At 64.3% G+C, this 12,453-nt stretch carries 11 protein-coding genes; 4 read left to right on the forward strand and 7 right to left on the reverse strand.

Going from position 1 to position 12,453, the window contains the following annotated elements:
* Positions 1-13 precede the first annotated feature (13 nt).
* Together AC0L4C_RS16145 and AC0L4C_RS16150 are read left to right on the forward strand one after the other, a co-directional pair.
* A complete protein-coding gene (locus AC0L4C_RS16145) occupies positions 14-1,780 on the forward strand; it encodes a tetratricopeptide repeat protein (RefSeq protein WP_473400722.1) in 1,767 nt (588 codons plus the stop codon).
* Positions 1,781-1,901: 121 nt separating this feature from the next.
* Positions 1,902-2,156 carry a PilZ domain-containing protein gene (locus AC0L4C_RS16150; protein ID WP_473400723.1) on the forward strand — a complete coding sequence of 85 codons (255 nt, stop codon included), beginning with the start codon at positions 1,902-1,904 and terminating at the stop codon, positions 2,154-2,156.
* A 5-nt stretch (positions 2,157-2,161) separates the two neighbouring features.
* Here the strand turns inward: AC0L4C_RS16150 and AC0L4C_RS16155 are convergent, their stop codons facing one another.
* Both AC0L4C_RS16155 and recJ read right to left on the reverse strand, forming a co-directional pair.
* The gene (locus AC0L4C_RS16155) at positions 2,162-3,409 is read right to left on the reverse strand and encodes a class I SAM-dependent methyltransferase (protein WP_473400725.1); all 1,248 of its coding nucleotides are present in this window, start codon (positions 3,407-3,409) and stop codon (positions 2,162-2,164) included.
* A gap of 156 nt (positions 3,410-3,565) precedes the next feature.
* A complete protein-coding gene (recJ, locus tag AC0L4C_RS16160; protein WP_473403536.1) occupies positions 3,566-5,362 on the reverse strand; it encodes a single-stranded-DNA-specific exonuclease RecJ in 1,797 nt (598 codons plus the stop codon).
* A gap of 153 nt (positions 5,363-5,515) precedes the next feature.
* Between recJ and AC0L4C_RS16165 the strand changes: the two genes are divergently transcribed.
* On the forward strand, positions 5,516-6,439 hold the full coding sequence (locus AC0L4C_RS16165) for a Tim44 domain-containing protein (RefSeq protein ID WP_473400726.1): 924 nt from the start codon (positions 5,516-5,518) through the stop codon (positions 6,437-6,439).
* Between the two features lie 10 nt (positions 6,440-6,449).
* Here the strand turns inward: AC0L4C_RS16165 and glpX are convergent, their stop codons facing one another.
* Positions 6,450-7,427 (reverse strand): class II fructose-bisphosphatase, encoded by a 978-nt coding sequence (gene glpX / locus AC0L4C_RS16170; protein WP_473400727.1) that lies wholly within the window; start codon positions 7,425-7,427, stop codon positions 6,450-6,452.
* Between the two features lie 34 nt (positions 7,428-7,461).
* Entirely contained in the window at positions 7,462-8,802 is a 1,341-nt protein-coding gene (locus tag AC0L4C_RS16175; protein ID WP_473403537.1) for a homoserine dehydrogenase, read from the reverse strand.
* A gap of 428 nt (positions 8,803-9,230) precedes the next feature.
* Here AC0L4C_RS16175 and AC0L4C_RS16180 point away from each other — a divergent pair, with 428 nt between their 5' ends.
* On the forward strand, positions 9,231-9,869 hold the full coding sequence (locus AC0L4C_RS16180) for a sulfotransferase domain-containing protein (RefSeq protein ID WP_473400728.1): 639 nt from the start codon (positions 9,231-9,233) through the stop codon (positions 9,867-9,869).
* 73 nt (positions 9,870-9,942) lie between these two features.
* Here AC0L4C_RS16180 and AC0L4C_RS16185 read toward each other — a convergent pair whose 3' ends face one another.
* The 3 genes from AC0L4C_RS16185 to AC0L4C_RS16195 form a co-directional block, all read right to left on the reverse strand.
* Entirely contained in the window at positions 9,943-11,160 is a 1,218-nt protein-coding gene (locus AC0L4C_RS16185) for an LL-diaminopimelate aminotransferase (protein ID WP_473400729.1), read from the reverse strand.
* A 285-nt stretch (positions 11,161-11,445) separates the two neighbouring features.
* A complete protein-coding gene (locus tag AC0L4C_RS16190) occupies positions 11,446-12,102 on the reverse strand; it encodes an SdpI family protein (RefSeq protein WP_473400730.1) in 657 nt (218 codons plus the stop codon).
* The gene (locus AC0L4C_RS16195) at positions 12,099-12,353 is read right to left on the reverse strand and encodes an autorepressor SdpR family transcription factor (RefSeq protein ID WP_473400731.1); all 255 of its coding nucleotides are present in this window, start codon (positions 12,351-12,353) and stop codon (positions 12,099-12,101) included. The genes AC0L4C_RS16190 and AC0L4C_RS16195 overlap by 4 nt, the downstream gene beginning before the upstream one ends.
* Between the last annotated feature and the right edge of the window lie 100 nt (positions 12,354-12,453).

The raw sequence follows: 12,453 nt of genomic DNA on the forward strand, positions 1-12,453 counted from the left end.
AAGCGCACATTTGATGGTACAGCCCGACAGGCGTCTGGTTCCTATAGTCTCGCTCGACGTGGTGGGCTTTTCTCGCCACGTGCAGCGCAATGAACGGCAGACACTGCGTCTCGTGCAGCGGGTCTACGACCGGCTGATTGCGCGCACCATCGGGCGACAGGGCGGCAAGGTCTTCAAGACGATGGGTGACGGCTTGCTGGCCGAATTCCAGAGCGTGGTGGCAGCAGTCAGCTGGACGGCGGACGTGCAACGCGAGTTGCACGAGCGCAAGATCAAGGCGCCGGGAGGCGAACTGTTCCAGATCCGGGCCGGGATTGTGCTGGCGGATGTGCTGGTGGCGGGCGACGACCTCTATGGCAGCGGCATCAATCTGGCCGTGCGGGTACAGAGCCACTCGCCGCCGGGCGGCATGTGCATCACCAAGTGGATGTTCCAGTATCTGAATGGCACGACAGACCTCGAGTTTGCCGACCTGGGTCCGACCGAACTCAAGAATATCGCCAAGACGGTCCGGCTCTACGTCTGGCACCCCGACGGCATCGGGAAGACTGCCGTCGAGCCGGCGGCAGCACCCGTCCTGCCGTCGAACCGGCCATCGGTGGTGTTGCTGCCTTTCGACAATCTGTCGGGAGAGGCGGACCAGGGCTACTTCGCCGATGCGGTGGTGGAGGAAATCACGGCAACGCTGTCGCGGGTGCGGGATTTCTTCGTCATCGCAAGGAACTCGGCCTTCTCCTACAAGGGCCGATCGAGCGTCGACGTGCGGCAGATCGGCAAGGAACTCGGTGTACGCTACATCGTCGAGGGATCGGTTCGCAGGGTGGGCGACCGCGTGCGGATCACCGCCCAGCTGGTGGAGACCGACAGCGGAAATCATATCTGGTCCAACAAGATAGACGGCACAGTGACAGAGCTCTTCGACTTGCAGGACCGCATGGCGGCCGAGGTCGCCAGCGCCATCCAGCCTTCGATCCGGCGCGCCGAGATCGAACGGGCGCGGTCGAAGCGGCCTGACAGCCTAGCGGCCTATGATCTGGTGATGCGGTCATTTCCGCACCTGTGGGCACATCGGCCGCAGGACAATGCCGAAGCAATTGCGTTGCTCGGCCGGGCGCTGGATCTGGAACCCAATTACGGGTTGGCGGCAGCCCTTGCAGCCTGGGCGCACGGGCAGCAGGTGGCCTATAACTGGTCCAGTGATTTCGCCGGAGAACGTGAGGCTGCTCAACGGTTTATCGAAGCTGCGACGATGGGCGTGACGGATGATCCGACGGCCCTGACGGCGCTGGCGTCGGCGATGATGCAACTGGGCGGGGACGTCGGACAGGCGGCGGCGTTTGCCGATCAGGCCCTGGTGCTCGACCCGAACCATGCCTGGGCATGGATGCGGCGCGGGTTCGGTCAAGTCTATCTCGGAAATCCCGACGAGGGGCTGCTGGCATTCAAGCAGGCCGAGCGGCTAAGTCCTTTGGATCCCTTCGCTTTCAATGTGCATCTGGGGATGGGTCTGGCGCATTTCGCGGCGGGACGGCCACAGCAGGCGGCGCAACTGGCGCGGCAGGCTCTGTCGGAGCGGCCCGGTCTCACCTGGCCACATCGCGACATCGCGGTTTACCATGCACATCAAGGAGATAGTGCCGCCGCCGTGGAGGCCCTGCAGCGCTTCCTGGCGGCCCGACCAGGGATGACACTGGCCGCCGTGGCCGACAGCCTGCGGTTCATGGAGCCGGGCTTGCTGCGCCGCTATCTCGACGGCCTGAAGATCGCGGGGCTCGAGTAGCCCGAAAATGGCCACAGAGATGAACGGCACCTGAACAAGTTTAGGCGCCTTTTGCCGATCGCATGAACCGGCCAACAAGTTCAATAGGGCACTCTGGTCTTCCACCCGAGGCGGAAGACAATTGGACCTGAGACTTGAGAAGCGACTGGCACCGCGGCGCAACACGCTGATTGCAGCGGTGATCGTGCATTCGAGTGGACGAAAGCGGACGGACTGCATCATCCGCAACCTGTCCGACTCCGGAGCCAAGCTGGAGCTCACCGGTTCGGTGGCCAGCATCCCCAATACGTTCGACCTGATCGCGCCGGGGCACCGCCCGCATCCCTGCCAGGTAGTGTGGCGCACGCTGAAGGAACTGGGCGTGCAGTTCCGCTAGTCGATTCAGGACTCGAGCGGCCGACGATACTGATAGATGCCGACGTCGATGGAGTTTTCCATGAACCCGGCCTCGCAGTAGCAGAGGTAGTAGACCCATTTGCGCTTGAACTCGGTATCGTAGCCGAGCTTTTCGATCTCCGGCCAGCATTCGAGGAAACGATCGTGCCAGAGCCGCAGCGTCCTGGCGTAGGAGAGGCGGAAGGTCTCGGTGTTTTCCAGCACGAGGCCGACGCGCTCGCCCTGCTCGAGCATGGCGGACTTGGTCAGCAGCATGCCGCCCGGGAAGATGAAGCGCTGGATGAAGTCCGGTCCCGCCTTGTAGTCCTCGAAATCGGCCTCATCGATGGTGATGGCCTGGATCGCGGCAGTGCCGCCGGGCTTGAGGCGGTCGTGGACGGTCTGGAAGTAGCTCGGCCAGTGCTCCTCGCCGACCGCCTCGATCATCTCGATCGAGCCGATGTGGTCGAACTGCCCCTGGGTATCGCGATAGTCCTCGAAGACAAGCGTGGCCAGAGTGTCGAGCCCCTGCCGCTTCAAACGGTCCTGGCCGAACTTCAACTGCTCGCGTGACAGTGTGATGCCGCGCAGGTTGGCACCGAAATCCCGGGCAACGGTTTCGGCGAAGCCGCCCCAGCCACAGCCGATTTCGAGTACCGAACTGCCCGGAGTGATCCCGGCCATCTCTGCGACCCGCCGGTACTTGGTGTGCTGGGCCTCCTCAAGCGACTGATCCTCGGAGGTGAAGATGGCGGACGAGTAGGTCATCGAGGGATCGAGCCACTTGCCGTAGAACTCGTTGCCGAGGTCGTAGTGTTCGGAGATGTTCTTTTTCGAGCCCTCTTTCGAGTTGTGGCGCGACATATGGTACGAGAGATCCTGGGCGGCGCGGCGGAACCAGTTCTTTTCGGTCTCGGCAGGCGTGAACACGGCCCGGTTCTGCAGGAAATAGCGGAACAGCGACGTGAGGTCCTCAACCTCGATATCGCCGTCGATATAGGCCTGGGCGAAACCGACCGTGCCCCGGCGCAAGGTCTTGGTGATGACCTTGAAATTGCGGATGTGCAGGATCGGGTGTTCGCCTGTGGCCGGATTGCCAAACGTGACCGACTTGCCGTTGGGCAGGGTCAAGGTGACTGCGCCATGTTGCGGCTTGCCGATCAGGTGCTTGCCGAAGAAGGCAGCAATACCCGAGGTAAAGTGCGTCCAAAGTGTGCTATCCGCCAGCCGCGGTTCAACAGCGATCTTGTCCATTATGCCTTAACCTAACGCGCGTGACATGTGGCCACAGACGTCCTGTCCGATGCTCCCAAGCATCATCGGGATAGCTCTTCCCGGTGCCCTACCCAGTATACATAGCTACGGGGTAGTTTAGTTTCCAGATGCGGTTATGCAAGAGGCACGAGCGGCTTAGCGGGCCCGCAGGGTCGCCAGGTCGGTGACGCGAAACTGCACTTCCTCGCGCCCCTGCCAGTGATCGAGCGTGAGCGACCCCGCCAGGTGCAGAGGCGTGTCGTTGCCGGCACCGAGCAGCACCTGCCCCAGTTCGGTACTGGCGGCCCGGAAAGCAATGGCCTTCAGACGTGCGCCGTCGCCGGACGTGAGGGTGAACTTGACGTGGCCGCCGCCGCCCACAACGTCAGGAAAGCGCGCCTTGTGCGCGGGGAAGGCAAAGACCGGCTGGGGGTTGCCGGCGCCGAAGGGCCCTGCCCGCTCGATGTCGTGGACGAAGCCGACCGAAGCACCGCGGGCGGTCAGTGCGGCGTCGATTTCCAGCGCCGTCTCGGCCCGCGCCACAGTCACCGGCTTGCTCAGGCTATCGTAGATATGCGCCCGGAACGCCGGCAACTGGCCGGCCTTGATGGTGACCCCGGCCGCCATGGCATGGCCGCCACCCTTGGGAATGAGGCCAGCGTCGACGGCGGCAATCACCGCCGTGCCCAGATCAACGCCGGGGACGGATCGGCCTGAACCGGTGCCGCCGCCGTCCGGGCCAAGGGCGATGGCAAAAGCCGGCCGGTCGAAGCGCTCGCGCAGGCGGGCGGCGATCAGCCCGACAATTCCGGCATGCCAATTGGCCGATGCAAGAATGAGGACCGGTGGCCCCTCGCCATTGCCGATCTCGGACTCGGCGACGCGGGTGGCCTCCTCGACAGCTTCCAGTTCGATACGCTGACGCTCGGTGTTGAGTTCGTTGAGCTGGCCGGCGATCAGCAGCGCCTCGTGCTCGTCATCGATGGCCAGCAGGCGGGCGCCCAGGCCGGCGTCGCCGATGCGCCCCCCGGCATTGATGCGGGGACCGATCAGGTAACCGAGATGATACGGATTGAGCGGTCCGTTGACCCGCGCCGCCAGAGCCAGGGCGCCGATGCCCCGGTTGTTGCCGAGCCGGGCGATCTCGAGGCCGCGAATGACGAAGGCGCGGTTGAGGCCCTTGAGCGGCACGACATCGCAGACGGTGGCGAGGGCAACAATATCGAGCATGCCCATGAGATCGGGGAGACCGGTGTCGCCACGGGCCCGCAGGGCCCGATTGACGGCGACCAGCACCATGAAGGTGACGCCGGCGGCGCAGAGGTAGCCAAGGCCGGACACGTCGTCGGGGCGGTTCGGGTTCACCAGTGCGTTGGGTTGCGGCAGTTCCTTGTCGGAGAGGTGATGGTCGATGACCAGCACGTCAGCACCGCGGTTGCGGGCGTGCAGGATGGGGTCGTCGGAGGTGGTGCCGCAATCGAGGGTGATGATCAGCGTGGCGCCGGCATCGATCAGCTTGTCCATCGCTGCGATATTGGGGCCATAGCCTTCGAATATGCGGTCGGGGATGTGGACCTGCGGGTCGAGGCCGAAGTGGCGCAGATAGCGGCTCATCAGGGCGCAGGACGAGGCACCGTCGACGTCGTAATCGCCAAACAGAGCAATCTGCTCGTTGTCGGCGATGGCGGCGGCCAGCCGCTCGGCGAGGCCGTCCATGTCGGCCAGGGTCGAGGGGTCCGGCATGAGGTCGCGGATGGTCGGCGTCAGATAGGTTTCGGCCTCGTCGATGCCGACGCCGCGGGCCGCGATGATACGGGCGAGGATTTCCGACAGGTCGGTGCGCTGGCCGATTGCCTGGGCGATGCGGGTGGTATTGGGATCGAGCCGGTCGACCCACTGGCGCCCGGTGACGGATCGATCAACATCGAGGAAGGAGGCGCGCGGTTCAGCCATGCCGACGAGGTAAAGCACATAAGCGGCTGCGGTCGAGAGCTTTGGACGTTGCTGCAGCGCCAATTCCCAAAAAACGGGTATGGAGGCGCAGATCATCTAAACTTTCGTTCGGCTCTCCCCATATATCGGGCAACGCCTCAGGAGGGCCATTCAATGTACGTTTCCGGCAGGATCCGGTTTCTGGCGATTTTTCTCAGCCTGCTCACGGCCTTTTCGGTGGTGACCGTGGATAGCGCCGAAGCGCGGCGCGGCGGCAGCTTCGGCAGCCGCGGCTTGCGGACGTTCCAGACGGTTCCGCCGACCAAGACCGCGCCCAATGTAACGGCGCCGGTCAATAATACCATGAGCAACCCGAGCGCCGCGTCGCGCGCGGCCACCCCGGTCAATGCGGCGCGGCCGGGCCTTTTCAGCGGCGGGCTGCTGCAGGGGCTGTTTCTGGGCGGGCTGTTCGGGCTGTTCCTCGGGCACGGTTTCGGCGGCATTGGCGGCATGCTGAGCCTGCTGTTCCAGGTCGCGCTGATCGGCGGGGTGTTGTGGCTGCTGTTCGGGCGGCGTCGCCTTGCCACGGCCGGCGGTCCTGGCGGTGCTGGCGGGAACCCCTTTGCCCGGGCCGATGGTCCGCAGCAGAGCCCCTACACGCGCCGCGGTGGTGGCGGCGGTGCAGCGACGCAAGGCCAGTATGAGGTGAGCACCAGCGATCTCGATATTTTCGAGGAGCGACTGGCGCAGGTGCAGGACGCCTATTCGCACGAGGACTACGCCGGATTGCGGAAACTCACGACGCCCGAAATGATGGGTTACCTCGCCGAGGAACTCGGCGCCAACGCCAGCCGCGGCGTACGGAACGAGGTGTTCGATGTCAAAATGCTGGGCGGCAGCGTCGCCGAGGCCTGGCGCGAAGGCAGCAGGGCATTTGCGACCGTCGCCCTGCGCTACGAATCCAGGGACCTGACCCGCGACCGCGCCACCGGCCAGATCGTATCGGGCTCTGACGCGATCAGCGAGACCACGGAGATCTGGACCTTCGTGTCCGAGAACGGCGGAGAGTGGAAGCTCTCCGCCATCCAGGAAGCCTAGGCAGGCACGATCAGCGCCGGTGGTCGGCGCTGATCCAACGGACGGTCTGGCTCCAGGAGCGCATGACCACTGTCGAGGTGCGGACGACGTTCTTGCGCAGGCGGACGCCGTTGAGCAGCGAGCCATCGGTGACGCCGGTGGCGGCAAAGAGGACATCGCCGGAAGCCAGTTCCTCCACCGAATATTTGCGGTTGGGGTCCTCGACGCCCATGCGACGGGCGCGGTCGCGCTTGTCGTCGGTATCGAGAATGAGCCGGGCCTGCATCTGCCCGCCGATGCAGCGCAGCGCCGCTGCGGCGAGGACGCCTTCAGGGGCACCGCCGGAGCCGAGATAGATGTCGATGCCGGTGTCCTCGGTGTTCACTGCGTGGATGATGCCGGCGATATCGCCATCGGAGATCAGCTTGATGGCGCAGCCGGTGGAGCGCAGTTCATCGAGCAGGCCGGAGTGGCGCGGGCGATCGAGCATGCAGACAGTGATTTCCGGCACCGGGACGCCCTTGGCGGCGGCCAGGGACTTGATGTTGTCGGTCGGGCTGGCATCGATATCGACAGTGGCCGGCGCGTAGCCGGCGCCGATGGCCAGCTTCTGCATGTAGACATCGGGAGCGTTGAGCAGTCCGCCGCGCTCGGCCATGGCCAGCACGCAGATCGAATCGGGCTGGTTCTTGGCGCAGAGCGTGGTGCCTTCGAGCGGGTCGACAGCGATATCGACATTCGGCCCGTCGCCGGCGCCGACTTCCTCGCCGATAAAGAGCATGGGCGCCTCGTCGCGCTCGCCTTCGCCGATGACGATGCGACCGTTGATGTGGACGCGACCCAGTTCGGCGCGCATCGCCTCGACGGCCGCAGCGTCGGCGGCCTTCTCGTCACCTTTACCGCGCCAGCCGGCGGCGGCAATGGCGGCGCGTTCGGTGACGCGCACCAGTTCGAGAACCAGAGATCGGTCGAGTGACGCCGGGCTGCGGTCGGTCTTGCTCAGTTTCATTACGTCTCCCCTGCCTCCCGGCAAGGGGAAGCGGTTACAAGGTCTCGATACGGATGAGCTGTGGCTCACCGACAATGAAGCCGTCACTGGCGATCTGCGCAAGCGCTTCCCGCACGGTGGCCTCCATTGTCGAATGCGTCAGCAGCACGATCGTTCTGGTCCCGCCGCCGTCGATACCGCTGTCGGTAACACGCAAATCCGGACGCTGGATGACACTTTCGAGCGAGATGCCCGACGCCCCCATACGCGTAGCAATAGACGCTAGGGCGCCCGGAATATCCTTGGCATTTAGTCGGATGTAATAGCCGCCCTCGTGGGCGCGCATCGGCGCCCGGCGATATGGGGTCAGTTCGGCGCTGGGCACGCCGAGCGGCGGGACGCGGTTGCCGCGGGCGATATCGAGGATATCGGAAAGCACCGAGGAGGCGGTCGGCGGGCCGCCGGCGCCGGGACCGGCCAGCAGCAACTCATGCACATGGTCGGTTTCGAGGGCGACGGCGTTGAGCACGCCATCGACACCGGCAATGGCCGAGGTTTTCGGCACCAGGGTGGGATGGACGCGCTGTTCGATGCCGTCGGCCGACCGCTGGGCAATGCCGAGCAGCTTGATCTTGTAGCCGAGATCGCCGGCGACCTTGATGTCGGCCTGGCTGATGGTGGTGATGCCTTCGACAAAGATCTCGTCGGGGGCGATCTCGCAGCCAAAGCAGAGCGAGGCGAGGATGGCGAGCTTGTGGGCGGTGTCGAAGCCGCCGACGTCGAAGGTCGGATCGGCTTCGGCATAGCCGAGCTTTTGCGCGTCCTTGAGGCATTCGGCAAAGGAGATGCCCTCATTGCCCATGCGGGTGAGGATGTAGTTGCAGGTGCCGTTCATGATGCCGTAGACGCGGGCGATGCGGGCCGAACCGAGCCCCTCGCGCAAGGTCTTGATGACCGGGATGCCGCCGGCGACAGCGGCCTCGAAGCCCAGCGGGGCACCGGACTCCTCGGCCAGACGGGCCAGGTTGACGCCGTGGCGAGCCAGCAGGGCCTTGTTGGCGGTCACCACCGGGCGGCCGATCTCGAGGGCGGCCTTGACCGCCGCCAGAGCCGGGCCGTCCTCGCCGCCGATCAGTTCGACGAAGAGATCGATGCTGTCGGATTTGGCGAGCGCGACGGGGTCGTCGAACCACTCGAGCTCGGTCACGTCGATGCCGCGGTCGCGGCTGCGCGAGCGGGCGCAGACAGCGGTGACGACCAACTTGCGGCCGAGCTTGCGGGTGAGTTCCTCGCCATCCTTCTGGATGATGCGCACCAGCGTGGCGCCGACATTGCCCAGCCCGGCGACGCCGATGCGCAGCGGCGCCACCGACTGGGTGTCGGCCTGCTCCTGCATGGCCTTGAGGATGCGGTTGCGGGTATCGGAGCGCGGCTCCCTGCCCTCGCGCAAATCGAAGACGAAGAGCGGATCGCCGGCGATGGCCCGGCCGAAGCGGGTGGGAGTCCAGCCGCGGGCGGCAATGAAGGTTTCAACGGCCTGGCGGAAGGACTGGATATCGGACATCGGCGGCTCCTGAGCGTTGCGGCGAGGCATAGATAGGAATTGCCCTACGCGTCAATAGGACCCCGCGAAACAATTTGTAATATTTGGATGCATTGACGATTCAGGTGCAGGTTGTCACATTTCATTCATGCGACGGGTTTGGGAGGACCGGGCGCAGATGAAGGCATACAAATGTCGACCTATATATTTCTCTCTTCTGGTCTATATACTGAGGCCTCTCGATTTATCTCCGCTTGTTTTTTGCGCACGGAGATCAAGAAATGAGCAATTCTCTGGTCTGGCTCGCGTCCTATCCGCGGAGCGGCAACACATTCCTGCGCACCGTGCTGAACCAGTGCTTCGGCATGAAGTCGGCCAGCATCTATCGGGATGATCTCGGCCACCAGGAAGGCATCGAGCGGCTGGCCGGCCATATCGAGCATGATGCCGAGGGGCGGCTGAACTTCGGCGATCAGCCGCTGCAACTGATCAAGACACATGCGGCGCCGTTCGATAACCGGCCGGCGATCTATGTGCTGCGCGACGGACGTGAAGCGGTGGTCAGCCTCTACCACTTCCTGCACGAGCGGCATGCGCTGGAAAAGATCGTGGCGGGCAAGACCAACTTTGGCAGCTGGGCGGACCATGTCACCGCCTGGCATCCGCAGAACCGGCCCAATACGCTGTTGATCCGCTACGAGGACCTGGCGACCAATGTCGGGATCTGCGTCGAGCAGATCGCCGACTTCCTGAAGCTGACGCCGCAGCAGAAGAGCATGCCGCCGCGCGACGAACTGGCCAGGCAGGACGGGCACTGGATACGCCCGCAGGATGCGCCACGGGTGCCGCTGGAGGGCGAAGTGCTGGAGCGCTTCTGGGAAGTGAACGGCAATGTGATGCAGGAATTCGGCTACTGGTAGCTACCGGGTGACCTGCCCCAAACGAAAACGGCCCGGTGATGAACCGGGCTGTTCTGTTTCTGGCGAGTTGAATTCACTTGGCGGTCGACAATGGCACCACGTTGCCGTGGCTGGGAGCCGAGGCCAGGAATTTCTTGATATTGCGGGCTGCCTGCCGGATGCGCTGCTCGTTTTCGACGAGGGCAAGGCGGACATACTGGTCGCCGTATTCGCCGAAGCCGACACCGGGCGCGACGGCGACGCCGGTTTCCTGGATCAGCAGCTTGGCGAACTCAAGCGAACCCAGATGGGCGAACTGATCCGGAATCGGCGACCATACGAACATGGTGGCCTTGGGGGACGGCAGTTTCCAGCCGGAGCGGGCAAAGCTCTCGACCATGACGTCGCGGCGGGACTGATAGATCTGGCGGACATCGGAAATAACGGTGTCGTCGCCATTTAGCGCGGCGGCGGCGGCCACCTGCACCGGCGTGAAGGCTCCATAATCGAGATAGGACTTCACGCGCGCCAGAGCGGCGATGAGACGTTCGTTGCCGACCGCGAAGCCGACACGCCAGCCGGGCATGGAGTAGGTTTTCGACATCGAGGTGAACTCGACGGTGATGTCTATGGCGCCGGGCACCTCGAGCACCGAGGGCGGCACTTCGCCGTCGAAATAGATCTCGGAATAGGCGAGATCGGAGAGGATGAAGATGTTGTTGGCCCGGCAATAGGCGACGACTTCCTTGTAGAAGTCCAGCGTCGCCGTGTAGGCGGTCGGATTGGCCGGGTAGTTGAGCACGAGAGCGATCGGCTTGGGGATCGAGTGCCGGACGGCACGATCGAGCGAGCGCATGAAGTCCTCGTTCGGATCCGCCGGCATGGAGCGGACAACGCCGCCCGACATGATGAAACCGAACGAATGGATCGGGTAGGTCGGATTGGGCACCAGCACCACGTCGCCGGGGGCGGTGATGGCCGAAGCCATGTTGGCGAAGCCTTCCTTGGAGCCAAGGGTCGCGACGACCTGGGTGTCCGGATTGAGCTTCACGCCGAAGCGTCGGCCATAGTAGCTCGCCTGGGCCTTGCGCAGGCCCGGGATGCCGCGGGACGACGAATAGCGGTGGGTGCGCGGATCGTTGACCGTTTCACGTAGCTTGTCGACGATATGCTGCGGCGTGGGCATGTCCGGATTGCCCATGCCCAGATCGATCACGTCGACGCCGCTGGCGCGGGCCTTCGCCTTGATCGGATCGATATGGGCAAAGACGTAGGGCGGCAGGCGGCGGATGCGATAGAAATCTTCGTTCATCTGTTCCTCGGGGTCCGCGACGCACTGGCAGGCGCTGATGGTCTCATCTGAGACGGCGATTATCGCGGAATTATGGTTTTGACTCAGTTAAGCGGCCGATGGACCGCTGCGGCTCGGGGGTTTATCCGCTCTTCCCAGCCGCACGGCGGCACTCGGGAAGAGCTAGCGGGCGGCGGCCCCAGCGCGCAAACGTCCTGCCCCGGCCGCTTGGCCGGGCGCAAAGAACAGCGCTGCTACACCCTGATGAGTCATGGGCATTTGTGTACGAGGCGTTCGGCCCTGCGGTCAAGCCTTCCGCTGCCGCGACCGCCGGGCATGGAACAGGGAATAGAGGGTTGCTGTCAGCATGGGCACCAGGACGCAACCGATGAGCCAGAACACCAGATGGCTGCGGGGCGCCAGCAGTGCGGCAACCAGCAGCACCAGACCGCCGATGATTGCGAGGACACCGCCCAGCCGGTGGGTCGCCTGCCAGTTGCCCGGATCGCGCAGCGTGGTCGGCATGCGAATGCCGGCAAAGCTGTTGGGCTGCGACTTCGGCATGGCATTGCCCAGCACCAGCAGCAGCAGGCCGAAGGCCACCGCGAGCACCTGGATGACATTGATGGGGGCTCCGATGCCGATCAACACCATCATGACCTCAATGGTGAGGAAGATCGCCGTGAGGGCGGTCAGCGCCACACCCGTGACGTAGCGCCCGGCCTCAACGTCGGACGGCGACGCAAAGCGGGCGACGGCAAGGAAAATCGCCCAGACCAGAGCCACGATCGCGACAGGCAGCAGCAGGGCGAGATCGCGCGGCAGGAAGCCATCGGGCTCGCCGGTGATGCCCCAGTGCACCGGCAGTTGCAGCCCTGCCGGCACCAGCACGAACCCGGCGGCCACGGTCAGGACGAATGCCAGCACGAGGATGAGTCGCACGGGGGTAAAGAAGCGGATCATGGCCTGGGCTCCTTGAAGGCGAGAAAGCCCGACAGCGCTTCCTCGAGAATGGACATGTTGAGGTGGTAGATCAGGCTCGTCCCCTGCCGCTCCACCGAGACCAGTCCGGCGTCCTTGAGCTTGGCGAAGTGGACCGAAAGCGTCGGCTTGGTCAGGTCGAAATGACCAGCCAGATCGCCAGCCGACATCGGCCCACGCCGCAGCAGCTTGAGGATCTCCCGGCGGACGGGATGGGACAAAGCTTCAAACACGGCATTCATCGTCATGCGGGTTATTTAGTCATTCGTCTAATTAGAGTCAAGACGAATGACTTGTGCGCATGTCGCCGGGGCCACAAGTTCCCGGACTCAT

Source organism: Devosia sp. J20-27, from assembly GCF_055808595.1.

Bases quoted from the DNA above. Each gene is read 5' to 3' on its own strand.
- AC0L4C_RS16145 (WP_473400722.1), top strand. From the start codon at position 14: ATGGTACAGCCCGACAGGCGTCTGGTTCCTATAGTCTCGCTCGACGTG.
- AC0L4C_RS16155 (WP_473400725.1), bottom strand. From the start codon at position 3,409: ATGGACAAGATCGCTGTTGAACCGCGGCTGGCGGATAGCACACTTTGG.
- recJ (WP_473403536.1), bottom strand. From the start codon at position 5,362: ATGGCTGAACCGCGCGCCTCCTTCCTCGATGTTGATCGATCCGTCACC.
- AC0L4C_RS16165 (WP_473400726.1), top strand. From the start codon at position 5,516: ATGTACGTTTCCGGCAGGATCCGGTTTCTGGCGATTTTTCTCAGCCTG.
- glpX (WP_473400727.1), bottom strand. From the start codon at position 7,427: ATGAAACTGAGCAAGACCGACCGCAGCCCGGCGTCACTCGACCGATCT.
- AC0L4C_RS16175 (WP_473403537.1), bottom strand. From the start codon at position 8,802: ATGCAGGAGCAGGCCGACACCCAGTCGGTGGCGCCGCTGCGCATCGGC.
- AC0L4C_RS16180 (WP_473400728.1), top strand. From the start codon at position 9,231: ATGAGCAATTCTCTGGTCTGGCTCGCGTCCTATCCGCGGAGCGGCAAC.
- AC0L4C_RS16185 (WP_473400729.1), bottom strand. From the start codon at position 11,160: ATGAACGAAGATTTCTATCGCATCCGCCGCCTGCCGCCCTACGTCTTT.
- AC0L4C_RS16190 (WP_473400730.1), bottom strand. From the start codon at position 12,102: ATGATCCGCTTCTTTACCCCCGTGCGACTCATCCTCGTGCTGGCATTC.